At 34.0% G+C, this 26510-nt stretch carries 18 protein-coding genes; 9 read left to right on the plus strand and 9 right to left on the minus strand.

Going from position 1 to position 26510, the window contains the following annotated elements; genetic code table 11:
• Nucleotides 1–34 precede the first annotated feature (34 nt).
• A complete protein-coding gene (locus tag CL818_RS05470) occupies nt 35–811 on the plus strand; it encodes a DUF3050 domain-containing protein (protein ID WP_013186697.1) in 777 nt (258 codons plus the stop codon).
• A gap of 10 nt (nt 812–821) precedes the next feature.
• Complete coding sequence (locus CL818_RS05475; protein WP_286972129.1) at nt 822–1415, plus strand: glutaredoxin family protein; 594 nt, start codon at nt 822–824, stop codon at nt 1413–1415.
• Here the strand turns inward: CL818_RS05475 and uvrC are convergent.
• The gene (gene uvrC, locus CL818_RS05480) at nt 1412–3208 is read right to left on the minus strand and encodes an excinuclease ABC subunit UvrC (RefSeq protein WP_272972676.1); all 1797 of its coding nucleotides are present in this window, start codon (nt 3206–3208) and stop codon (nt 1412–1414) included. The genes CL818_RS05475 and uvrC overlap by 4 nt on opposite strands.
• A 133-nt stretch (nt 3209–3341) precedes the next feature.
• Here uvrC and CL818_RS05485 point away from each other — a divergent pair, with 133 nt between their 5' ends.
• Both CL818_RS05485 and CL818_RS05490 read left to right on the plus strand, forming a co-directional pair.
• A complete protein-coding gene (locus CL818_RS05485; RefSeq protein WP_013186700.1) occupies nt 3342–3797 on the plus strand; it encodes a hypothetical protein in 456 nt (151 codons plus the stop codon).
• A gap of 230 nt (nt 3798–4027) precedes the next feature.
• Nucleotides 4028–6226, plus strand: a complete 2199-nt coding sequence (locus tag CL818_RS05490; protein WP_502692213.1) for a TonB-dependent receptor — start codon at nt 4028–4030, stop codon at nt 6224–6226.
• A gap of 68 nt (nt 6227–6294) precedes the next feature.
• Here CL818_RS05490 and CL818_RS05495 read toward each other — a convergent pair whose 3' ends face one another.
• The 5 genes from CL818_RS05495 to CL818_RS05515 all read right to left on the minus strand — a co-directional run bounded on the left by CL818_RS05495 (nt 6295) and on the right by CL818_RS05515 (nt 14019).
• The gene (locus CL818_RS05495) at nt 6295–7431 is read right to left on the minus strand and encodes an ATP-binding protein (protein ID WP_286972137.1); all 1137 of its coding nucleotides are present in this window, start codon (nt 7429–7431) and stop codon (nt 6295–6297) included.
• A 120-nt stretch (nt 7432–7551) separates the two neighbouring features.
• Nucleotides 7552–8301: a succinate dehydrogenase/fumarate reductase iron-sulfur subunit gene (locus CL818_RS05500; RefSeq protein ID WP_272972674.1), complete on the minus strand. Its 750-nt coding sequence runs from the start codon at nt 8299–8301 to the stop codon at nt 7552–7554.
• 6 nt (nt 8302–8307) lie between these two features.
• Entirely contained in the window at nt 8308–10311 is a 2004-nt protein-coding gene (locus CL818_RS05505) for a fumarate reductase/succinate dehydrogenase flavoprotein subunit (protein ID WP_286972140.1), read from the minus strand.
• Between the two features lie 7 nt (nt 10312–10318).
• A complete protein-coding gene (locus tag CL818_RS05510; RefSeq protein ID WP_013186705.1) occupies nt 10319–11038 on the minus strand; it encodes a succinate dehydrogenase cytochrome b subunit in 720 nt (239 codons plus the stop codon).
• Between the two features lie 122 nt (nt 11039–11160).
• Nucleotides 11161–14019 (minus strand): WD40/YVTN/BNR-like repeat-containing protein, encoded by a 2859-nt coding sequence (locus CL818_RS05515; protein ID WP_286972143.1) that lies wholly within the window; start codon nt 14017–14019, stop codon nt 11161–11163.
• A 271-nt stretch (nt 14020–14290) separates the two neighbouring features.
• Here CL818_RS05515 and CL818_RS05520 point away from each other — a divergent pair, with 271 nt between their 5' ends.
• From CL818_RS05520 to CL818_RS05535, 4 genes are all read left to right on the plus strand, one after another.
• Nucleotides 14291–15583 (plus strand): aminopeptidase P N-terminal domain-containing protein, encoded by a 1293-nt coding sequence (locus CL818_RS05520; RefSeq protein WP_286972145.1) that lies wholly within the window; start codon nt 14291–14293, stop codon nt 15581–15583.
• Nucleotides 15584–15706: 123 nt separating this feature from the next.
• Entirely contained in the window at nt 15707–16456 is a 750-nt protein-coding gene (locus CL818_RS05525) for an SDR family NAD(P)-dependent oxidoreductase (RefSeq protein ID WP_286972147.1), read from the plus strand.
• A gap of 17 nt (nt 16457–16473) precedes the next feature.
• Nucleotides 16474–17619: a methionine aminotransferase gene (locus CL818_RS05530; RefSeq protein WP_286972149.1), complete on the plus strand. Its 1146-nt coding sequence runs from the start codon at nt 16474–16476 to the stop codon at nt 17617–17619.
• An 86-nt stretch (nt 17620–17705) separates the two neighbouring features.
• Nucleotides 17706–18143, plus strand: a complete 438-nt coding sequence (locus CL818_RS05535; RefSeq protein ID WP_286972151.1) for a CARDB domain-containing protein — start codon at nt 17706–17708, stop codon at nt 18141–18143.
• 65 nt (nt 18144–18208) lie between these two features.
• Here CL818_RS05535 and CL818_RS05540 read toward each other — a convergent pair whose 3' ends face one another.
• A complete protein-coding gene (locus CL818_RS05540) occupies nt 18209–19153 on the minus strand; it encodes an NAD-dependent epimerase/dehydratase family protein (RefSeq protein ID WP_286972153.1) in 945 nt (314 codons plus the stop codon).
• Nucleotides 19154–19943: 790 nt separating this feature from the next.
• Here CL818_RS05540 and CL818_RS05545 point away from each other — a divergent pair.
• The gene (locus CL818_RS05545; RefSeq protein ID WP_286972156.1) at nt 19944–20486 is read left to right on the plus strand and encodes a nuclear transport factor 2 family protein; all 543 of its coding nucleotides are present in this window, start codon (nt 19944–19946) and stop codon (nt 20484–20486) included.
• Between the two features lie 818 nt (nt 20487–21304).
• Here the strand turns inward: CL818_RS05545 and CL818_RS05550 are convergent.
• On the minus strand, nt 21305–23656 hold the full coding sequence (locus CL818_RS05550; RefSeq protein ID WP_286972158.1) for a M28 family peptidase: 2352 nt from the start codon (nt 23654–23656) through the stop codon (nt 21305–21307).
• A 143-nt stretch (nt 23657–23799) separates the two neighbouring features.
• Nucleotides 23800–26412, minus strand: a complete 2613-nt coding sequence (gene alaS, locus CL818_RS05555; RefSeq protein ID WP_286972160.1) for an alanine--tRNA ligase — start codon at nt 26410–26412, stop codon at nt 23800–23802.
• Nucleotides 26413–26510 lie beyond the last annotated feature (98 nt).

The raw sequence follows: 26510 nt of genomic DNA on the forward strand, positions 1-26510 counted from the left end.
TAAAGCCTTTACTTTTGCAAAAATTTTGCCTCACATGATTTCAACAATCGAAGAAAAAATACAACCACTTCAGGATAAGCTTCAAAACCATTCGTTGTATAATAAAATTAAGACACCAGAAGAGTTGCAGATCTTTATGCAACATCACGTATTTGCGGTGTGGGATTTTATGTCTTTACTAAAATCATTACAATTTAAGCTTACAAAGACTAAAACACCTTGGATACCTATAGGGTCTCCAGAAATTAGATACTTAATTAATGAAATAGTCTTAGCTGAAGAAACAGATGTAAATTTAAAAGGAGAGCGCCAAAGCCATTTTGAGATGTATATAGATGCAATGAAAAAAGCAGGTGCAGCAACAGAACCTATTGAGGAGTTTTTAAAGCATATAGAACACGGCACAGATATTTTCTTAGTTATTGCAATAAGTGAGTTGCCTATGAGTGTAAAAGAATTCCTGAAATTTACGTTTGAGGTGATTGAAGAAGATAAGCCACACAAAACCGCTGCAGCATTTACATTTGGTAGAGAAAATCTTATTCCAATGATGTTTAATAGTATTATTGAAAAGATACAAAAGGAGTTTCCTAAAGATGATTTAGAGCTGTTTAAATATTATTTTGATCGTCATATTGAGTTAGATGAAGATGAGCATGGACCAATGGCTCTTAAAATGATTGAAAATCTATGTGGAGATGATGAACAAAAGTGGAAAGAAGTTGAACAAGTTTCTAAAGAGGCTTTAGAAAAACGTTTAATTTTATGGAATGGTATAGAATTAGAAATAGAGCACCACGTACCAGCTTAATACTTAACACATGAAATATTTAGTACCCTTAATATTTATTTTTACGTCTTTGTTGGGAATGTCTCAAAACGAAGCAATAAGTGTTGATGTTGCTAAAGATAACGATACACTTATTTTCTTTGTATCTAATAATACAGACTTTACTCAAGATGTGATTTTTACTGTAAAAGATCTTGAAGGATTAGAAGGAAACACAAACCCTTTATTAAAACGAATAAACCCTCAGGTAACAGATATTTTTCACAAACTAAAGATTACAGGTCCTTACAATTATAATTTTGGTTTTTTAAATGAATTTCCAAAAGAACACCTCATTAATGAAGCGTTTACAGTAGGAGATGATATCTTATTAAATAAAGGGATTGTGATTTTTGAAAAAACAGATTGCGGAAGATGCCAAACAACAATGACCTATTTAAACGCTAAAAACAAACCTTACGCTAAGCTTAACATTACAGACAACCCAATGTATAACCAATTAATGTGGGAGTTGTTAGAGCTTAATGGATATTTAGGAGATACTGTAAAAACGCCAGTAATTTTAGTTAACGGAGCAATTAGTTTTTCTCACGAAGATTTAGAAGGTTTCTTAGAGCAGCTCTAGTTTTCTTTATTGTAAAATTCATAAACTAAGCTTGCCTTTGCTACACCAACAACCTGTTCAAGGTCTTCTCTTTTAGCCGATTTAATTTTTGAAATACTTCTAAAGTGTTTTAATAACTCGACTGCAGTTTTTTCGCCTATTCCAGTTATATTTTCAAGTTCAGTGCCTAAAGCAGCGCTACTTCGTTTTTGTCTGTGAAACGTAATACCGAAGCGGTGTGCTTCATTCCTAAGGTGTTGTATTATTTTTAAAGACTCAGATTTTTTGTCTAGATACAAAGGGTATTTATCTGTTGGGTAAAATATTTCCTCTAGGCGTTTAGCAATACCTACAATAGCAATCTTTCCACGTAAATCTAAGTCGTCTAATGCTTTTACGGCCGAAGATAGTTGGCCTTTACCACCATCAATTATAATTAATTGCGGTAAGGGTTGGTCTTCATTTAAAAGACGCCTATAACGTCTAAAAACCACTTCCTCCATACTGGCAAAGTCATCTGGACCTTCAACAGTTTTAATATTAAATTTTCTATACTCGCTTTTGCTAGGTTTACCATCTTTAAACACCACACATGCTGCTACAGGATTTGTACCTTGTATGTTAGAGTTGTCAAAACATTCAATATGTCTTGGTTCTTCATTAAGCCGTAAATCTTCTTTCATTTGCGCCATAATACGCTTAACGTGCCTATCTGGGTCTACAATTTTCATTTGTTTAAAACGCTCTTGCCTAAAATATTTAGCGTTTCTGGTAGAAAGGTCTACAATACTTTTCTTGTCTCCTAGCTTAGGAACGGTCACCTTTAAATCTTCACCTACCTCAACATGCATAGGCACATAAATTTCTTTAGATTGAGAGTTAAAGCGTTGTCGTATTTCAATAATACCAAGCTCTAGTAACTCTTGGTCACCTTCATCTAACTTCTTTTTAAGTTCAATAGTGTGTGATCTTATTATTGAACCGTGAGATAACTGTAAAAAATTAACGTACCCAAAGCCTTCATCACTAACAATTGAAAATACATCAACATTATTAATTTTAGGATTTACTACTGTAGATTTGCTTTGGTACTTTTCTAAAACTTGTATCTTTTCTTTTATACGCTGAGCATCTTCAAACTCCATACGCTCTGCGTGACCTTTCATCTGGTCTTTAAACTTAATGAGCGAATCTTTAAAATTTCCTTTTACAATTTGTCTTATATGATCAATATTGCTATGGTATTCCTCTTCTGTTTGGTAACCTTCACAAGGACCTTGACAGTTTCCTAAATGATACTCTAAGCAAACTTTGTATTTACCGGCATCTATCTTTTCTTCAGCTAAATCATATTTACAAGTCCTAAGTTGGTATAGGCCTTTAATAAGGTCAAGCAAGGTATGTACCGTTTTCATACTTGTAAAAGGACCATAATATTCGCTGCCATCTTTAATAACACGTCGCGTAGGAAATACTCTAGGAAAGCGTTCTTTTTTAATGCAAAGCCAAGGATAGGTTTTGTCATCACGAAGCATGACATTAAAACGAGGCTTCAGTTTTTTAATTAAGTTGTTTTCTAGCAGAAGTGCATCTGTTTCAGAATTAACTACTATATGCTTTATGTTTTTAATCTTCTTTACCATCACACCAATACGATGACTGTCGTGCTTTTTAGTAAAGTAGGAATTCACCCTTTTTTTTAAGTTTTTAGCCTTTCCAACATATAAGATTTTATCATCCTTATCAAAATATTGGTACACGCCAGGACTGCTTGGCAATGTCTTTACTTGTATGTCTAAAGGTGGTCTTTCCATTACTTTCAAAGGTAAAATATTTAAAGGCTGTAGTAAAATGGGTGCTACTTGAGGACGTTAAACTTTTACTAAATGTATAGGAGTACCCCTATTTTAAAAATCTCTACACCTAATTTTATCGTTAATACTTAAGATGAGTAAAAATGTACACAATGCTAACCTATCATATGTAGGACGATTTTTCGTCTTAATATTAGCTGTGTGTTATTTACTTACGCCACTGCATCAAACCTTAAAAAACAGTATTCACGACATATCTCACGCTATTACAAAGGTTGAGGCGCAGCAGCACCAACACCAACACATAGCAAACTCCAAAATGGGAAGACGTGTTATGGCGCACAATCACAGTCATAACACCCATCAACATAAAGTTTTGTCGTTTTTTAATGCACTTTTTGATAGTGACACTTCTCCAGATCAAAATTTAAAAGACTCAGATGTTAAAGTAGATAAGCGAGTTGTAGATATTGAAACACCTATATTTTTAAAGCCAACGTTATTTCAAGATCATAAATTTAGTTACCTACTAATATTGAAAACTTCAGATAGAGGTTTAGACTCTCCGCCACCAGAACACCTTTCATAGTTAATTTTTGGGCATAATGTTAAGAAACCAAGCGTATTAAAATACGTTTTTTCTAAACATGGCACTAGTGTCTTAATACTAGTAATTGTACTATGTATTGCAATAATTCTGTGATACTTCAATTGTCCAAACACGTCCTTATTTTTTTTCATTTAATGTATTGCTCAGGCCTGTTTGGCTTAAGCTTTAGAAAATATAATTTAACTATGAAGACACTTTTCTTCACTTTTATGCTGTGTGTGTCAGCATCACTATTTGCACACGATTTAAACGGTACTGTAGTAAACCAAGACAATGAACGTTTAGAAGATGTTTATGTGTTTAACCAAAGAACAAGCACTGCTGTTTATACAGACCATAATGGTAATTTTAAATTAGAAGATGTAGAGGTTGGCGATATTATTATGCTATCCTATATAGGATTTAAAAACTACACATTAACCATAACAGAAAAAGATTTAAATAGAATCATAACCATATCATTAGAACAAGCCAATATTTCATTAACACAAGTACAAATTACACCAGAAGTTAATACACTTAACAAATTTGTAGATGTAGATATTAAAACTAATCCTGTAAAGTCCTCACAGGAATTAATGAGAAAAGTGCCAGGTGTTATTATTGGTCAACACGCTGGTGGTGGTAAGGCAGAGCAAATTTTCTTACGTGGTTTTGATGTAGATCACGGTACAGATGTAGCTATAGGTGTAGACGGTATGCCTGTAAATATGGTATCTCATGCACATGGNCAAGGTTATGCAGATTTACACTTTCTTATCCCAGAAACTGTAGANAACATCAATTTTGGGAAAGGGCCATATACTGCAAGTGTTGGTAACTTTAATACNGCAGGTTATTTAAACTTTAAAACCAAAAAACGTATTGAAGAAAGTAGTGTGTCTTTAGAGTATGGTCAATTTGAAACTTTAAGAACAGTAGGAGTATTTAATGTATTAGATGATGATAATCATAGTGCTTATGTAGCAGGTTCATTAAACTTAACCGATGGTCCTTTTGAGTCTTCTCAAAACTTTAATAGGTATAATGTAATGGCCAAGTACAATTACAGGTTGCCTCAAGATCAAGAATTAACATTAACAATGTCTCATTTTACTAGTAAGTGGGATGCTTCAGGGCAAATTCCNCAGCGCGCAGTTGACCAAGGTCTAATTGGTCGATTTGGAGCTATTGATGACACAGAAGGTGGCCAAACCAGTCGTACTAATATTAATATTGAACACACTAAGTATTTAACAGATACAAAGACATTAAGTACCAATGCGTTTTATAGTAAATACGATTTTGAGTTGTTCTCCAACTTTACATTCTTTTTAGAAGATCCCGAAAATGGAGATCAGATTCGCCAATTTGAAGACCGTAATTTATATGGTTTTAAAACTGTGTTAAGCGATAAGTTTTATGATACCGCCACTAACTTTGAATATCAAGCAGGATTTGGTTTACGTTATGATAATGCAGATGATGTNCAGTTAAGCAGAACTAAAAACAGAAAAGAATTGCTGGAGCGTTTAGCNTTTGGAGATGTAGACGAAACAAATATTTACGGTTTTTTAAATACTGAATTTGAGTTTGGAGACTTTAAGCTTAATCCAGGTTTACGATTAGATTACTTTAAGTTTGATTACGTAAATAACTTAACTGAAACTTATGACAATGCATCAGAAACTAAACTAACCGCGAGCCCTAAACTTAATCTTATTTATACACCTACTAATACGGTNCAGCTTTTTGCTAAAACAGGTATAGGGTTTCACTCTAATGATACAAGAGTAGTAACTGCAAATAACGGTGAGGATATATTACCATTAGCATACGGTGCAGATTTAGGAGGTATATTTAAAATTACAGACAACTTAGTATTTAATACAGCGTTGTGGTACCTGTTTCTTGAGCAAGAATTTGTTTATGTAGGAGATGCGGCAATAGTTGAGCCAAGCGGAAAAACTAGACGTTTAGGAATTGATGCTGGATTACGATATGAGCCACTTTCCTGGTTGTATTTGTACTCAGATATTAATTATACCTACGCACGTTCTATAAATGAGCCAGAAGGCCAGGATTATATACCCTTAGCACCAGATTTTACTTCTACAGGAGGAATTACAATACAAAACCTTAATGGCTTTTCAGGTGGATTAAATTATAGGTATTTAGATGATAGAGCTGCAAATGAAGATGACAGTATTGTAGCTGAAGGTTATTTTGTTACAGATGCAAATATTAACTACACCTATAAGAATTATACATTTGGNATCGCTATTGAAAATTTACTTGATACAGANTGGAATGAAACTCAATTTGCTACAGAAAGTAGATTGCAAAATGAAGTAGAACCAGTAGAGGAGATTCACTTTACACCAGGAACTCCATTTTTCTTAAGAGGAAAGGTTACTGTTACATTTTAAGATTTAATTAGTTANTACATTCAAAACCCATTTAAACACGTTTTAAATGGGTTTTTANGTACGAGACACTAATTGTATTTTACCTTTCTTAAAATCCTAACGCTGTCTTTAAAGTTAGAATATGCATCTGTATCATAGGATTTTAAATGATACTTAGCAGACTCTAGTTTTATCAAGGCATCTTCAAATTCATTAAAATAACAAATGAGATAGGTTTGCGGTAGTTGAAAAACATCTAATTTTTCTGCTGTAGTAAGTGGTGCTTTNTTTTTTAACTTCTCCAACAATNTATTGGCAGAATTATAAATATGANACAAGGTTTTCTTATCATATTGTGGNGGCTTAAATAGCAATTTGGTTTCTATGTCATAACTCACATTATCTTTAAACTTTATAGAAACCTCTTCAAGTGGGTAATATTTTTTTTGATGTTGCAGTCCTAAATATACATATTCAATAATTTGAAATTCATCTTCTGTAATGCTAAAACTTACTTCATCTAATTCAGAATAAAAAAGCTTTACTTGTTCATTAATCAAAGCAATATCTACTCTGGAATAGTAAACATTTTCTTTCACTGTTTTTTTCTTTCCAGCCCAACANACNACAAAGTACTCCTTAAATACTTTGTATTTGGGATTAAAATCTTTACGCTTATTCAAAAAATCAAAAACACCATCTAAGGTTAGTTCTACATTGTTTTGAGCGTGATCCTCAATTGCTTTTACTATTTCTGAATTTTTGTCTTCAATCTTTAAATCATAAACCTTTGGCATAGATATGCTACCGTCTCTAAAAAATACAGAGCCTCCATAGTATTTCCATATGTTCTTTCTAAGCGAACAAATTTTTCCTTTATTGGGTCTAATTGTTACTAATCCTACAACCTTGTCATCTGGCAAATGTGGAAAAGGTATGTTTTCATATGCTACAATTGGAGCATTACTTAAATACGCGTTTACTAAATTTTGAATTTTTGCATCGTCATAGAAATCGACACCTGAAATACTGTTATCTTCATCTTCTACGCCAATAACTATATAGCTGTTGTTTTCTGGGTTGCTATTTGAAAGTGCACAAATATGTTTAAGAAATTTGGCTTTNCCTTCTTTGCTACCTAAGCTAATCTTNCGNTTTTTNTCATAAAAGCTGTTNTCATCATTGTGAGCAAGTAGGTGCTTTATAAGAAGNCGTTTATTAATCACTACNGAAGATTTTCTTCTAGAAAGATAACAAAGATTTTAGCTATTACAGTTAAGTTATTATAAAACAAAAACCTCCTACAATTTAATTGTAGGAGGTTTTAAATATTGTAAAATGTGTTTTTAAGATTCTTTTACGCTTGCAGTAAGATATTCGCGGTTCATACGTGCAATGTTTTCTAAAGAAATTCCTTTTGGGCATTCTATTTCGCAAGCTCCAGTATTTGTACAGTTACCAAATCCTTCCTTGTCCATTTGCTCTACCATATTTAAAACTCTGCGAGTAGCTTCAACTTGACCTTGAGGTAACAATGCAAACTGGCTTACTTTAGCAGATGTAAACAACATAGCACTTGCATTTTTACAAGCTGCTACACAAGCACCACAACCAATACAAGTAGCTGCATAGAATGCATCATCTGCATTTTGCTTTTCAATAGGAATAGCATTTGCATCTTGAGTGTTACCAGATGTGTTTACAGAAACGTAACCACCTGCTTGCTGTATACGATCAAAAGATGTGCGATCTACTACTAAATCTTTAATTACAGGAAATGCCTTTGCTCTAAATGGCTCGATAGTAATTGTATCNCCATCATTAAACATTCTCATGTGTAATTGACAGGTCGTAACTAATCGGTCTGGACCGTGAGGCTCACCATTAATTTGTAAAGAGCAACTACCGCAAATTCCTTCACGACAATCGTGATCAAACTCAACAGGCTCATCACCTTTGGTTATTAATTCTTCATTAAGAACATCTAACATTTCAAGGAAAGACATGTCACCGTCTATACCGTCTATATTATAAGTCTGTATACCACCTTTGGTATCAGCATTCTTTTGTCTCCAGATTTTAAGTGTCAACTTCATAGTATCTTATTTGTAACTTCTGGTTTTAACTTCAATATTTTCGTACTCCAAGTTCTCTTTATGTAGTACTGCGGCACTTGGTTCACCTTTGTACTCCCAAGCAGCTACGTACATGAAGTTTTCATCATCACGCATTGCTTCACCTTCTTCTGTTTGGTACTCTTCTCTAAAGTGACCTCCACAAGATTCATTTCTATGTAGTGCATCTTTAGCAAAAAGCTCTCCTAGCTCTAAGAAGTCTGCTACTCTTCCAGCTTTTTCAAGCTCTTGATTCATTTCATTTGCATCTCCAGGAACTTTTACATCTCTATAAAATTCTTCACGCAACTCCTTAATTTCGGAGATTGCAGACTCAAGATCTTTAGCATTTCTGCTCATCCCACATTTGTTCCACATAATAAGCCCAAGCTTTTTATGGAAGTGGTCTACAGATTTTGTTCCATTGTTGTTTGCTAATTTATTTAAGCGGTCAACTTGTAGTTTTTCAGCTTCATCAAACTCCTTAGTGTCTGTAGGTATTGGTCCTGTACGAATATCATCTGCTAAATAATTACCAATTGTATATGGCAATACAAAATAACCATCTGCCAAACCTTGCATTAAGGCACTTGCACCTAATCTGTTTGCACCGTGATCACTAAANTTAGCTTCACCTGTAGCAAATAATCCTGGCACTGTAGTTTGTAAGTTATAATCTACCCAAATACCACCCATAGTGTAGTGAACAGCTGGATAAATTTTCATTGGAGTTTCATATGGATTCTCATCTACAATCTTCTCATACATTTGGAATAAGTTACCGTACTTGTTCTCGATAACTTCTTTTCCTAATTCTTTTATTTTAGCATCAGAAGGNTTGCTTATTTTTTGAGTAGCTGCAGCTTCTTTACCNTAACGTTGTATTGCAGAAGCAAAATCTAGGTATACTGCTTGTCCGGTTTTGTTAACACCATAACCAGCATCACAACGTTCTTTAGCGGCACGAGAAGCAACATCTCTAGGAACTAAGTTACCAAAAGATGGGTAACGACGCTCTAAGTAATAGTCACGATCTTCTTGCTTTAAATCTGTTGGTTTTAATTTACCTTCTCTAATCTTCTTAACATCTTCAATATGTTTTGGTACCCAGATACGACCATCGTTTCTAAGAGACTCAGACATTAATGTTAATTTTGATTGGTGATCTCCAGAAACNGGNATACACGTTGGGTGNATTTGTGTGTAGCAAGGGTTTGCAAAGAATGCACCACGCTTGTGAGCTTTCCAAGCAGCTGTTACGTTACTACCCATTGCGTTTGTAGATAGGAAGAATACGTTACCGTAACCACCAGAAGCAATTACTACAGCATGTGCTGAGTGGCGTTCAATTTTTCCTGTCTTTAAATCACGAGCAATAATACCACGTGCTTTGCCATCAATTTTTACAACGTCAAGCATTTCATGACGTGTGTAAGATTTTATTTTACCGCGGTTTATTTGTCTGTTCATTGCTGCGTATGCACCAAGAAGCAATTGTTGTCCTGTTTGTCCTTTAGCATAAAACGTACGCGANACTAATACACCACCAAAAGAACGGTTGTCCAAAAGACCTCCATACTCACGTGCAAAAGGAACACCTTGTGCAACACATTGGTCAATAATATTAGCAGAAACTTCAGCTAATCGGTATACATTCTCTTCACGAGAACGGTAATCGCCACCTTTTACAGTGTCATAAAATAAACGGTAGGTAGAGTCACCATCTCCTTGATAGTTTTTGGCAGCATTAATACCACCTTGTGCAGCAATAGAGTGCGCACGTCTTGGAGAATCCTGGTAACAAAATGTTTTTACATTATAGCCTAATTCAGCTAAAGTAGCAGCAGCAGANCCACCTGCTAAACCAGTACCTATGATGATAACATCTATATTACGTTTGTTAGCTGGGTTAACTAGGTTAATGCTATTCTTATGATTGGTCCACTTTTTGGCAAGTTCGCCTTGTGGTAATTTTGAATCTAATATTGACATACTTCTGCTATATTAATGATTGAAACGCTTGCTGAATTAATAATACAACCTCATTGTCGTGTAGGTTAGGCACAGAAACCAAATGATGGTAAAGTGCTATAAACACAAATCCTGCAGGTATTACAATGGCGTAAGCTTTGGCAAATTTGCTAAATGCACCTCTGTACCCTTTTGTCCAGCCTAAAGATTGCATAGAAGATGCAAAGCCGTGGAAAAGGTGAAGTGCTAAAAACACAAATGAAATAACATATAGTCCTGTTCTTACTGGACTTTCAAATTTGTGTACCAGCTCTGGGAAATAACGATCCTCTACAGCTTCAGACACATCTACATATTTATAGATAATCTCTGGAACCCAAAAATCATAAAAGTGCAAGCCTAAAAAAGCTAATACTACTAATCCTGAATATATCATATTACGAGATACCCAAGTAGAATTTTCGTTGCCTTTAAAACTTACATAACTAATACCACGTGCATTTCTGTTTCTATATTCTAAAATGAAGCCCATTATAAAATGAAAGAGCACACCGAATATTAATACAGGCTGTAGTAAAAATTGAACAACAAAGTTTGTACCCATAAAATGAGAGGTTTCGTTAAATAAGTCTGGACTTATAACGGACATCATATTAATAGTAAAATGTTGAGCTAGGAAAAAAACAAGAAACAAACCAGAAAGTGCCATAGCAACTTTTCTAGCGATAGAAGAGGAATTAACTCCCATTGGTTACGTTTTAAATTAGGAACACAAAAATACGGCGCAAATAGCTGTTTCACAAATATTGAAACCTACAATGCGCCTTATTTAGATTGTTTATAAGTTGTTTAACCTTTAAAGCTATTAAACTATTTCACTTTAAAGAGATTAGTTTGTGTTTTANCATTCCCAGAAATTTCGATAGTATAGGTTCCTTTAGGTAAATAGTAATTTCCATTAGATGCTTTTTCAAGATTTAGATCTTTGTCTTCTTTGCGTAAATGTNTTACACNAGAATCTGATAAGGTTAGATTATAATTAGCATAGTTAAACCCTTTTGAAGCATTTATAGCTTTAGAGAATAGTGTCTTATCATCTTTAGAAAGAACCTTTAAGGTATAATNACCANTAGCATTGGTNTAAAATTTAATTGGTAAGCTAGGCTCATAGGCNTCTAACCAAGAGCTCCAAGAACTTCCCCAACGTGATGACTTTCTAATATCTTCTATTTCATAGACAATTAAAATATTGTCATTATTACTGTCAAAACTTTGTAAAGGTTCAATGTTTGTTTTGTAAATACTACGACCGTGAGTACCTAAAAGCAAATCTTTAGCTTCGGTTTGTATTTTAATATCGTGTACTGCNACATTTGGTAAACCTTCTGAAAAAGCTTCCCATTTTTCGCCATTATTAAAACTAACATAAGCACCATTGTCTGTTCCTAGATATAACACGTCTTCATTTTCTGGATCCTCAACAATGACATTTATAGGAGATGCAGGTAGGTTGCTGCTTATGTCTTCCCATGTAGTTCCGTAGTCATTGCTCNTATATACATAAGCTCCAAAATCATCAAACCTATACCCGTTAAGTGTTACATAAACACGTTCTTTTTTATGTGAAGAAGCTTCAACTCTGCTAACCCATAAATCTTGAGGTAAAGTTTTAGAAATATTTCTCCAGTTGCCACCAGCGTTATTGCTAACATGAACTAAACCATCATCGCTACCAGTATAAAGTAACCCAAATTGAAATTCAGACTCATCTATAGTTGTTAATGTTCCGTAAGCAACATTACCTTTCTTGCCGCCANTGGTAAGATCTCCNGATATAGCAGTAAAATCTTTGCCTTGATTCATAGAGCGCATTAGTTTGTTGCCTCCTAAATATAAAATATCTTGATTGTGGGAACTTAATAAAATAGGTGTTTGCCAATTAAACCTGTAAGGTGTTTCTCCTAGTTCATGTTTAGGTTGAATATAAGCTTGCTCACCAGTTTCTCTGTTTATTCTAAAATAATTTCCAAATTGGAAACCTGTGTAAACTATATTGTGATCTCTGTTATCTACTTGTATTTGCATACCATCGCCACCCATTATACTCTTCCAAGGATATTGTCCTTCTTGGTGCCAAGATTTATCTTCTGGAGCATTATGAGCGCCAACCCATACACCATTATCCTGTAAGCCACCATATACATTGTATGGTGTTTCATTATCTACCTGTATAGCATAAAATTGACCAACAGATGGTTGGTTGGCTTTAATCCAATTTTCACCATCATCATATGTAATGTTNACACCACCATCATTACCATTAATTAGGTGGTTAGGATTNTTTGGGTTTATCCAAAGTGCATGATGATCTGCGTGTACATTTTCTGCACTTATGCTTTTAAATGTTTTACCACCATCCTTAGATTTTAGTATTGGTACGCCAGATATATAAATATGGTCTTTGTTTTTNGGATTTACTTGTATTTGCGCAAAGTAGTAACCATAGCTGTAAAAGAGATCATCAATATAATCTTCATTCATTTTAGTCCAACTCTTTCCGCCATCATTGCTTCTGTATACTTCTGCTCCAACCACTGGTGTGTCAAATAATAATGAATTTGCATCTTCTAAATACTTAGCAAGATCTACAGGTTTTACAGAGCCTGTACGTACCATTTGTTTTACATTTTCTGCTCTGTATTTTTCTTGAAACCCATTTTCTTTAAGGTAAGCATTTAGTTTCTTGTCTTCTAAAGATAAGAAGGTTTGTGCAGTCATTGCTTTAAAGTCATCCTTCTTAAGTTTCCCAGAAGTGTTGTCTTCATTTTTAGATGTCTTTTCTCTTCGGAATTGACTATCGTGTACTGCATAAACTGTATTGTCATCGTAAACAGCAAGGCCTATCCTTCCTACACCTTGTCCTGTTGGAAATCCAGAGCCTTTAAGGGAAATCTTCTCCCAAGTGTTTCCTGCATCGGTACTTTTATAAATTCCAGAACCTTCACCGCTTCCGTCAAAATTCCAAGCTTTTCTGTCTTTATCCCAAGACGCAGCAAATTGAATATTAAAATTTTCTGGAGATACAGCCAGGTCAATGATGCCACTTTCAGAATTAACGTATAAGGTTTTATTCCAAGTTGTACCGCCATCGGTTGTTTTGTATACACCACGCTCTTCATTTTCTGAATATAAATGTCCTACTGCAGCAACCACNACTTCATCTGGATTATTAGGNTTTATATGTATTCGGCCTATGTGATGTGAGTCTAATAAGCCTTTGTTAACCCAAGTTTCACCTTTGTCTGTACTTTTTAAAATACCTATACCAGCATAACTGGAGCGAGAAGAGTTATTTTCTCCTGTACCAACCCATATTGTTCCGTTTTTCCAGTCTACTGCAATATCACCTAGGTTTTGAGTATCACTATTATCCATAATTGGCGCGAATGTGGTGCCATTATTGTGCGTATACCAAAGACCGCCACTAGCATAGGCTACATAAAACTCAGACGGCATATTTGGGTTAACATCTACATCTACAACACGACCACTCATAACTGTTGGTCCTATATTTTCAAAAGGAACATTTTTTACGATGGAAGTTTCCATCATAGTTGCTTTTTGCTGTAAAGATTCTTTAATTGTTTGAGCAGATGTTGCTTTGGTTTGTGCAAAACTTGTAAGTGCGAGACCAATACAAGCTATCGTGGTAAGATATGGTTTAATCATTATAGTGGTTGTTTTTAGAAGGCTCAAATTACAAAATACAAATCTAATTTTTATCATTTTTTACCCTATTGAAAGTGTCTTTANGTGCATGATTAAGATTTTAACTTCAAAAGATTGCAAAAACTTCAAATTTACACTCAGTTTAACACGCATTGATTGTCAATTTCTTAATTTTGNAAGACTAGCAAATTAGTGCCAGTTATTGCATTTTTAGCATACTGGATAATCTTTATTTTTTAACCTAAAACGATCTGCATAGCAGAGAATGAGTATGAAGTACGACCCAATTAATCCGAAATTATTTATTAAGAACCGTAAAAATTTTATGGCTCAGATGAAACCATCTAGNCTTGCAATTTTTAATTCTAATGATATATATCCTGTAGGTGCAGATAGTACCATGCCCTTTAACCAAGCAAGAGATATCTTTTACTTGAGTGGTGTAGACCAAGAAGAAAGTATTTTAGTATTATTTCCAGATGCTCCAAAAGAGAAGCATAGAGAAATATTATTTCTAAAAGAAACTAACGAACACATTGCTGTTTGGGAAGGAGAAAAGCTTACAAAAGAAAAAGCCTTAGAAACTACAGGTATAAAAACGGTGTATTGGCTTAAAGAGTTTGATAAAATTCTTTTTGAAGTTATGACTCAATGTGATACTGTATATATAAATACAAATGAGCATTACCGCGCAAATATTGAAACAGAAACTCGAGAAGCACGATTTGTAAAAGGATTATTAGAAAAATATCCAGCACATAGTGTNGCTAAAAGTAATCCTATCTTACAACGATTACGCTCTGTGAAAGACCAGATAGAGTTAGATATAATGCAANAGGCNTGTAATATCACAGAAAAAGGATTCCGTAGGTTATTAAACTTTGTGAAGCCNGGTGTTTGGGAATATAATATAGAGGCAGAGCTTATGCATGAGTTCTTAAACAATCGCTCTAAAGGGTTTGCATANACACCAATTGTTGCCAGTGGTAATAATGCTAATGTTTTACATTATATAGAAAATAACCAACAGTGTAAAGATGGCGATTTAATACTTTTAGATGTAGGAGCAGAGTATGCTAATTACAGTAGTGATATGTCTCGTACAATTCCTGTAGGTGGTAAATTTACCAAGCGCCAAAAAGAAGTGTACAATGCAGTAAATAAAGTAAAAAATGATGCAACTAAACTATTGGTGCCAGGAGCATATTGGGAAGANTATCANGTAGAAGTTGGTAAGATGATGACATCTGCATTGATTGATTTAGGTTTGTTANANAAAGCCGATGTGAAAAATGAAAACCCAGACTGGCCAGCATACAAAAAGTATTTTATGCACGGTACCTCTCACCACATAGGGTTAGATACGCATGATTATGGTTTACTTCATGAGCCAATGCAGGCAAATAATGTATTTACTGTAGAGCCAGGAATTTATATTCCAGAAGAAGGATTTGGTATTCGATTAGAAGATGATTTGGTTATACAAGAAAATGGCGAACCATTTAATTTAATGGGCAACATTCCTATTGAAGCAGATGAAATTGAAGAGATAATGAATAGCTAATAAAGTTAAAATACTTTTAAGTTGATTATATTTATTCTGGTGATAGCGTTTTAGGACACATCACCAGAATTTTTTTNTAATAACATTGGCTAATNAANGTAGTATAGGACTATTNATATAATTATGAAAACAGCATTAATAACAGGCGCAAGTAGTGGTATTGGGCGNGCAACAGCAATAGCATTGGCNAAAGCAGGATTTAGCTTAATTCTTTGCGGAAGGCGACAAGAACGCTTAGATGAATTAAAAAATAAATTGAGCACATTNGGCAGAATGCATACGCTTAATTTTGACATAAGAGATAAAGATGCCGTCTTTAANGCTNTTGATAGTTTGCCTTCAGATATTAAAGCTATAGATGTGCTTATAAACAATGCGGGAAATGCGCACGGTCTAGATCCTATTGAAAAAGGAAGTTTAGAAGATTGGGATGCCATGTTAGATATTAATGTAAAAGGCTTGTTGTATGTAAGTAANGCTATTTTACCAGGAATGNTACATAGAGAATCAGGTCATATTATTAATGTAGGNTCTACTGCAGGAAAAGAAGTATACCCAAATGGAAATGTGTATTGTGCCAGTAAACATGCTGTAGATGCACTAAACCAAGCAATGCGAATTGATCTTAATGGAAAAGGTATAAGAGTTGGTGCCATTAATCCTGGAATGGTAGAAACTGAGTTTAGTAAAGTGCGTTTTAAAGATGATGTAGAGAGAGCAGAAAANGTATATCAAGGTTTTCAGCCATTAAAACCAGAAGANGTTGCAGATATTATNACGTTTATGGTAACAAGACCNTATCACGTAAATATNGCAGATCTTACAGTAATGTGNACTGCACAGGCTTCTAGTACCATAGTAAATAAAGCCTAACTTTAAAAATTTCAATAATGTCTTTAGTTCATACCAAACTACCAAATACAGAAACTTCAATCTTCTCAGTAATGAGTAAGATGGCTAATGAATATAATGCATTAAATCTTTCTCAAGGGTTTCCAAATTTCGAAAGTGATCCAGAGCTTATTGCATTAGTTGAGCGCGCTATGATAAATGGCCATAACCAATATGCGCCAATGCCTGGTGATATTTTCTTAAGAGAACGTATTATTGAGAAAACAAATACGTTACATAACAGCAACTATACTTCAGAAGAAAACATTACTGTTACAGCTGGNGCAACCCAAGCTATTTTTACAGCAATAGCAGCAACNATACATAGAAACGACGAGGTAATTATATTTACGCCTGCATATGATTGTTANGCACCATCTGTAGAGTTGTTTGGTGGTGTGGTTAAAGCAATACAGTTGAAAGCTCCTCATTTTACACCAGACTGGAATATAGTTAAAGATACCATTACAGATAAAACTAAGATGGTTATCATAAATACACCTCATAATCCTACTGGTACTATTTGGAGTGAAGAAGATATGCTCACTTTACAATCATTACTAAAAAATACAAACATACTTTTATTGAGTGATGAGGTGTATGAGCATTTAATTTATGATAATGCTACACATTATAGCGCTGCAAAATTTGAAGATTTAAGACAACGTAGTTTTATAACAGCTTCTTTTGGAAAAACATTTCATAACACNGGCTGGAAAATGGGCTACTGTATAGCNCCAAAAGAGNTAACTAAAGAGTTTCAAAAAGTACACCAGTACAATGTNTTTTCNGTAAANGCACCTATACAGAAAGCNCTAGCAACGTATTTAAATGATGCATCACATTACTTGAAGCTGAGTGACTTTTATCAGCAAAAAAGAGACTTTTTCTTAAAGCAAATACAATCATCTCGATTTAAATTTACACCTGCTAAAGGCACGTATTTTCAATCATTAGATTTTTCNGAGATAACAACTGAAAGTGATGTTGTGTTTGCCGAGCGNTTAACAAAAGACTACGGTTTGGCAACAATACCAACTTCAGTTTTCAATAAAAATAANGAAGATTTTAAATTGTTAAGAGTNTGTTTTGCCAAAACNGATAGCACGTTAGAAAAAGCAGCCAGCATACTTAATAGTATTTAACATACTTTAAAACTAACTAACAGTATTTTAATAGTTGTTCTTATAGTNTNNCCTNTTTCATTTTTAGTTTTATAAAAAAAACAATTATGAATTATACACTNAAGANCATTTATAAAATACTAACTATTGTAACCTTAGCTTTGTTTGGTTTTACAACCCAAGCACAAGCAGACTTAACAATTAATGGTTATTTAGAATCTGGCGATGAGGTTGCTAATGCAGGAGATAGANTTTCATTAGAGTACGTTATGCGTAATTTAGGAAATTATGATGTTGAAGATCCTGTTGTAAGCTTTTACCTTTCTGAAGATCCTATCGTAGGAGGTAATGATTATTTCTTAGAATCTGAAGATGGTTCAGACCTTGAAGCTTATGAGGTTGAAGATGAAAGTGAACAAGTTCCACTACCTTACAATATTCCTAGAGGACAATACTATGTGCTGTTAGTTATAGATCCTTACGATTACGTGTCAGAACGCAACGAAGGAAATAATGTTGAAGCTGTACCAATCACAATTCAATAATAACAAGACATTTAAGTATTAAAAAAAGACGAACTATTTAGTTCGTCTTTTTTATTCAGTTTGTTTTAAGATTCTTTAAGTCCGTTTAGCATAGCCTTACTTGTCTTTTCAAGATCAAATTCTGTTTTCCAGTTCCAATCTTTTTGAGCGGCGCTGTCATCTATCGAGCTTGGCCAAGAGTCTGCTATTGCTTGGCGGTAATCTGGGTTGTAGATAATTTCAAATTCTGGGATATGAGACTTAATAATTTTTGAAATGTCTTTAGGCGTAAAGCTTAATCCGGCAAGATTATAGGCGCTTCTTATAGTAAGGTTTTCTGCTGGCGCTTGCATTAACTCTAATGTGGCACGAATAGCATCATCCATATACATCATAGGTAGCGCTGTATTTTCAGATAAGAAACACTCATACTTTTGTTCTTTAAGCGCTTCAATATANATATCTACAGCATAGTCTGTTGTGCCGCCACCTGGTAAAGTTTTGTAGCTTATTAAACCAGGATATCTTATACTTCTTACATCTACCCCATATTTATTAAAGTAGTACTCACACCANCGTTCTCCTGTTTGTTTACTTATACCATAAACAGTGCTAGGCTCCATTATTGTTGTTTGTGGCGTNTCGNTTTGTGGNGTTGTAGTACCAAATACAGCAATACTAGATGGCCAAAATATGCGTTCTATCTTTTTTTCTTTTGCAAGATTTAAAACATTGAATAAAGAATTCATGTTAAGGTTCCAGGCACGCATAGGGAATTTTTCTGCAGTGGCACTAAGCATNGCAGCCATAAGNTAAACAGTGTCTACTTCGTAATGCATGACAACCTCTTCAATAGCTTTTAAATCTGTAGCATCTAACTGCTCAAAAGGACCAGAAGCCATAAGAGTTTCGTTACCTTCTCTAATATCACCAGCAATAACATTATCNGNACCATAAAGGNCTCTCAGCTTCATTGTGAGTTCAGTTCCAATTTGTCCGCAGGCACCAATAACAAGAATAGTTTCAGGCATAATAGTTGTAATTTTTTTTGAGGTTTCAAAGGTATTTAATTTTAATACAGAAAGAGAACTCTTTTTAATAATCTNAGTATNTTTAAGAGCACAACGTGTGAACCGATGCTTATATTAAATGATATTGAAGGGTTTGTGGTTTAAAAGCGATAATTTACTTTTACNAAATGAAGTTATTAAGAATTTTAGGTATANCAATANTTGTATTTACTNCTTGTGAAGATAATACCACTGTAACAGAAAATGCTGCAGTTGGGCAAGACTCTATAGTACTTAATCAAAAAGTTAAGTCTGGCAAAACAATACAAGTTACCTTGCAAAGCGAACCAAATGAGATTGTGGTAAATTGGTTGGCATATATTACAGCACAAGATGAAATACGTAATTTAGAGAATGCAAGCTTGCAAAATGTAGTAGAAAAAGCAGTGCCATTATCTAAAATAATGACAGAGCTAAGAAGTACTGTGCCAGAGAAATTATCCTCTAAGGCAGTTATGTCTAGGCTTGTTGTGTTAGAAACAAAAACAAAAATCTTAGANCAGTTAACCAGAAGACAAACNTTAGATGCAGACAAGGTTTTAGTTATAGCTAAAGAATTACCACAGGATTTTGAGAACTTTAAGCTTCAGCTAAATGAATTATTTTTAAAGACACCAGATCAATTCGAGATAGAATTAGATGATAGGTTAGATTCAATTCAAAAAGCAAATGAAGAAAATTCTCAATTACAATTAACTCCAAAAGAGTTGGAGCCTAATGAATTTAAAGTTTTAGGATCAGACAATTAATTATGAAACAACTATTTACCTTATTTATAGCTATTGCACTTTTAAGTTGTAATGACCATCCACATGATCATGATACATTAACAGAACCTGTTTTACAGCCTAAAACAGAGGTGAAGAAAGAAATTAACTCCAGATTAGATGCTTGGCATAAAGCTGCTGCTGAAACCAATTTTGACACCTATTTTAATATAATGACAGATGACGGTGTTTTTATAGGAACAGATGCNACAGAAAATTGGCAAAACTCTGATTTTANAGAATTTTCAAANCCTTATTTTGATAANGGTAAAGCGTGGAATTTTACAGCATTAGACAGAAATATTTATCTAGGAGAATACCAAGATGTTGCTTGGTTTGATGAACTTTTAGATACTCAAATGGGCATCTGTAGAGGTAGTGGTGTTTTGGTAAAAGACAGTTTAAATTGGAAAATAAAACATTACGTATTATCCATAGCGATACCTAATGAAAATGTAAAAGAAGTTACAGCTCTTAAAAAAGAGTTTGATGATGCACTTATAAAACGCCTTTCACAAAACAATTAAAAGTTTAAAGCTCCTTATTAAACTCAAACCCCAATAGAGTATTTAATTTTTGAGAGTAAATTACTTTACCCTTAGACACAGACTCTTCATCAAATTGAGGTTTTACTAAATCCATAGCTTCTGCTTTAAATTGATAGTAATTTTTACGGGTTTGGTGTATAGGGTTTACAGCATGAAATGTTTCTCCAAAAATNCCCTTGTTAATTATAAGGTTTAAAATGTTAACTGCATCTTCTTGATGAATCAAGTTTACTGGAGCTTCTGGGTTTTTAAGGTCTGTTTTACCAGACAATGAAATAGCAGGNTGCCTGTCGCCNCCAATTAAACCTCCAAATCTTACNATTGTAGTATTAAATTCTTTGGCTTGTTTTACTAAAGTTTCACCTTNAATTAGTTTTCTGGCTTTTTTTGAGATTCCGTTAGGTTCAGTTTCTTCTGTAATAACTTTAAAACCATCTTCGTCTGCTTCTTCATCTTCAAATACAGATGTGGTGCTTACATAAAGTAAGTTCTTTACATCAGACTCTTTTAAAACAGACATGAAATGAGCAATTTTAGATGCATAATTTAACTCTGGCTGTTTTCTTAAACGTGGCGGAAAAGCCATAACTAATGTCTCTGTATCTTTAAGGAATTCTAAAATATCACCATCTATATTGTGTTCNTTAAGCTCTATATTAAATGGTACGATACCAACTTCAGACAACAGTTTAAGGTTCTCTTTTGTTGTTGTACTTCCTTTTACAGTGTAGCCTTGGTCTAAAAGTTTTTTTCCTAGAGGTAGTCCTAGCCAACCAGTGCCTAATATTGAAATTGTTTTATTCATAAACGTTTATAGGTTTAGGTATTGGAGTAAAATCCCAAGTATTTAAGTTAATTGTTTTTTTAGAAATTATAGCGTCATTAAGTACAAATGGCTTTGGTATCATAGTGTTATTACGTTGTTGTAATGGCACTTCAGGATTAGTTAATAAATCATTAGACGCTTCATAAAGCACAAATTCTGGTTTATGATTTTTGTCTAATTCAATACTCAATCTTAGTGTATCCATATCTGTAACATAATACGTTAGTACATGATTACTATAGCGTTTCTTGTATTTGTGAGNCCCTTCATTTTCTTTATCTGAATTTCCTACAGTAAGATTATTAGCAGAAAACGACTTAAAACTTATGGTGTCTTTTGTATATAGCTCCATACGATTTAGTCTTCTGTTAGGAGCTATTTTAAAATGATAGNTTGTTGTGGCGGCAGAAGAGCTATCATTTCTAATAATTTCTATACTAGGTTCTGGTACACTAACTGGCGGTGCAATTTTAGAAAATGTGTATCNAGTATTNTATTTGCTTTTAAANGTTACCTCAGGCTTATACTCAATAGGNTCNTCTCCTAAAACACTCTTTGTCCAATCATCTAAAATTGAATCATAAGTATACCAATGTGCTTTTAAATCGTCTTGATTAAAACTATAAACCAAACTATTTGGTTTTGGTTGTTCCTCACTAAATTGAGCATTAAGATGTGCTTTTATAAAGAATACAGCGCTTAACAAAAGAAATACACTTCCAAATATATATTTGCGTTTATAAAAGCCGAATACCGGTAATAATAAACCAAAAAGNAATACGGTAAATAAAGAACTTACCATGAGCATTTTTAAACCTAGNCCTACTGGNAAAAATTGAATAAGTGGCGCTAATATTATAATACTTAAGCCATTTATAAGAGCTAAAAGTAAAGGCATTGGCTTTCGTTGTCTTATACAAAGCCAAAAAGACAATAATCCTAAAAATACAGGAATTATAAAAAACGAAGCTCCTTTTAAGCCAATGGCAATTGCTATACATACAATGAGCCATATAGTAATTGGCGCAATTAAAAGATTAACTGTGGTAAGTGTTTTTGCCAAGCGAGCGTAAACAAACCAAATAATACCAAGAGTAAGACAAACAAAAGCTGCTATATAGAAGTGACCGTTGTAAGTGAAACCCTGTAAAATTTCTTGATATTGAGGATATATAGCCAACAGTGCTTTCCATCCTAAAAAAGAAATTAATGGTGCGCCTATAAGAACTACTAAAAAAGGAATAAACCCTAAAAACAGCTCTTTACTTTTTAATCTTCTTTTTTTGAAACCATATAACAAAAGCCCAATAAACAAAAGTATTGCAAGTATTAACATAGGTGTTACCCAAGCAAAAGGGTAATGCACTAAAGTAGAAAACGGTAAATCAAAATAAACATCGTCATTTTCTGCGTGTAAATTATCAAGGTTTGTGTTGCTAAAGTGTTTAAGCAATGGCATTANGTAACTGGCTTGATGTGCCAAGGAAGTTTTATCTAAACGCTGTGGGCTGTCTAAAGCAGTGTGGTAATCATAATGATCATCAATAAAAGCAAAAAAGAAAGAGTTTATATTCTTGTCTTCTCTAAATATAGTTGAGTCTGTATCATTAGGTAAAAGTTTATAAACACTATACATTAATGATGTTGCCACAGGAAACTCAACATTTGCTTGATTAAACGAAGCTATTAAACCGGAGTTTCCACCATTTGTTTCAACAATCATATTACTTGGTCCGCCACTACCGCGAGCTTCAAAATTTAAAACGAGACCTGCNTCATTAACCCAATCATGTTCATTTACAAAAAGTTTTGCACCATTTAATCCTAGCTCTTCAGCATCTGTAAATAATATAATNATATCATTTTCATGTGAAGTTTGGTTGCTTAAAAACGCTCGAATACTTTCAAGAATTGTAGCAACACCACTTCCAGCGTCGCTAGCACCTTTAGCAGAATGAGGATTACTATCATAGTGAGACATAAGCACCAGAGCTTTNGCATCTGGATTAGTGCCAGGTATTCTGGATANAATATTTATGGGCTTTACNAAGATGCCATCATCAGATAAGCAATAGCCTTCTTGAGTTTGAACTTCTAACCCCATTTTTTGCAACTGCTGTACAATGTAGTTTCTTACAAATGCATGTTTAGTTGTGCCAACAGCATGAGGATTTTGCCCTATCTGCTCTACATGACTAAATGCTCTATCCATACTAAAGCCAGAAGTGGTGTAATTGGCNTNTGGCAGCAATCTTGCGAAACTAAAATATAGTAGAGCAAGAATTAAAAATAGACTTGTAAGTGTAGAAAATAAGTTTTTCATAANACGAAATCGTAAAACTTAAATTTATGAAATAATAGTGTCAATATATAAATTCTAGTCAAGTGGTTTTGTATGTCATGAAAAAAGCCTCTATAACTTAAAAGAGATAAGTTNTAGAGGCNTGATAATTAAGTTACTCAATATTATTTTATAATATCTTTAGAAGCTTGAAGCGCTGCAGAGATACCATCTGGGTTTTTNCCACCTGCAGTAGCAAAAAATGGTTGACCGCCACCGCCACCTTGTATGTGTTTCCCAAGATCTCTAATAATTTTACCAGCATTTAAATCTTTTTCGGCTACTAAATTTTTAGATATATAACAACTNAATAAAGCTTTGCCATTATGATTAGAGCCAAATACTAAAANTAAATTATCTACCTCACCGCCAATTTCAAAAGCTAAATCTTTCATACTACCAGCATCTAAATCTATTTCTTTAGCAAGAACATTAATACCATTTATGGTTTCAAGTTCTTGTTTAAGCTCTGCTTTTAAATGTTTTGCTTTATCTTTTAATAATTGCTCTACCTGCTTTTTAAGCTCAGAGTTTTCTTCTTGTAATGAGCTTACTGCTTTTACAGTATCTTGAGGATTTTTAAGAATACTCTTTACATCTTCTAAAATCTGATTTTGTTTTGCGTAGTAAGTATCAACAGCATCATTACTAATAGCTTCAATACGTCTTATGCCAGATGCTACAGCACCTTCAGAAATTATTTTAAAGTGTCTTATTTCNGAGGTATTGTTAACGTGTGTACCGCCACAAAGTTCCATAGATTTACCAAAGCGAATTGTTCTAACAGCATCNCCATATTTTTCGCCAAANAATGCAATTGCGCCTTCGTCTAATGCTTTTTGATGAGGTNTNTTTCGTTGTTCTTCCAGAGGAAGTTGTTCTCTTATACGAGCGTTTACAAAATCTTCAACTTGAGTTAGCTCTTCTGCTGAAACCTTCGAGAAATGTGAGAAATCAAACCTTAAATTTCCACTATGAACCATAGATCCTTTTTGCTCAACGTGAGTTCCTAAGACAGATCTTAATGCTTGGTGTAATAAGTGTGTGGCAGTATGGTTAGAGGCAGAGCGCATACGTTGCTTGCTGTCTACAACTGCTTTAAATGTAGCTTCTGGGTGTTTTGGAAGGTTTTTAGTAAAATGTACAACTAAGTTGTTTTCCTTTTTAGTATCTACAATATAGACAACGTCGCCGTCTGGAGATTCTAAATATCCTTTGTCTCCAACTTGACCACCACCTTCTGCATAAAACGGAGTTAAGTTAAACACAAGCTGATACATTTCTCCATCTTTCTTATTTTCTACTTTACGGTAACGCGTTAGTTTAACCTGAGCTTCTAAATGGTCATAACCAATAAACTCTTGTTCAGCATCATCAATTAATGTAACCCAATCTCCTGTTTCTGTTTTAGTAGCTTCTCGAGAACGGTCACGTTGCTTTTTTAATTCAGCGTCAAATTCAGCTTCATTTAAAGAAAAACCACGTTCTCTTAAAATTAGAGAAGTTAAATCTATAGGGAATCCATAAGTATCATAAAGCTCAAAGGCTTTCTTGCCTGAAATTTCTTTGCTTTTAGATTTTTCGATAATGTTATCTAATAAAACAAGACCTTGATCTAATGTTCTTAAAAAAGAACTTTCTTCTTCTTTTATAACATTGTAAATAAGGTTTTCCTGCTTAACCAACTCTGGGTAAGCGTCTCCCATTTGTTTAGTAAGCGTCTTCACCAATTTATAAATAAATGGTTCTTTAGTGTTTAAGAATGTAAAGCCATAACGTATACCACGACGTAAAATACGGCGTATAACATAACCTGCTCCAGTGTTACTAGGAAGTTGGCCATCTGCAANTGAAAAAGCAACTGCGCGTACGTGGTCAGATATTACTCTTATGGCAATGTCTGTTTTTTCAGAAGAACCATAGGTTGTAGCTGTAATNGTTTCTATTTCCTTAATAAGTGGNGTAAAAGCATCTGTNTCATAATTAGAGGTTTTATCCTGTAATACCATACATAAACGCTCAAAGCCCATACCTGTGTCTACATGTTGTGCAGGTAGTTTNTCTAAAGAGCCATCTGCTTTTCTGTTGAATTGCATGAAGACTAAATTCCAAATCTCTACTACTTGAGGATGATCTTCATTTACAAGCTNTGCACCAGATACTTTATCTTTTTCTTCTTTNCTACGTAAATCTACGTGTATTTCTGAGCAAGGACCACAAGGACCTTGAGCACCCATTTCCCAGAANTTGTCTTTTTTGTTTCCATTTAAAATACGATCTTCAGAAATATGATTCTTCCAAAAATCATAAGCTTCTGTATCACGTTCTAAACCTTCAGAANCATCACCTTCAAAAATTGTAACGTATAAGTTGTCTTTATTTACCTTGTAAACTTCTGTAAGCAACTCCCAAGCCCAAGCAATAGCTTCTTCTTTAAAGTAATCTCCAAAACTCCAGTTTCCTAACATTTCGAACATTGTATGGTGATAGGTGTCTATACCAACTTCCTCTAAATCGTTGTGCTTACCACTAACGCGCAAACATTTTTGCGTGTCTGTAACTCTACTACTTTTAGGATCTCCATTACCTAAGAAAAACTCTTTAAACTGGTTCATCCCAGCATTTGTAAACATTAGCGTAGGGTCATCTTTAATGACCATTGGGGCAGAAGTGACAATGCTGTGTTTTTTAGATTTAAAAAACTCGAGGAATGTTTTACGAATATCTTGAGACGTCATTAGTCAAATGTTAATTACTTTAAGAAAANTTTATTTTTTTATATTTGTCACTTCCGCTTAGTTTTTTCGTCGTTAAGGGCGTACANATATATCGGCAA

The organism is Croceibacter sp., assembly GCF_002716225.1.
GTDB classification, from domain to species: Bacteria; Bacteroidota; Bacteroidia; order Flavobacteriales; family Flavobacteriaceae; genus Croceibacter; species Croceibacter atlanticus.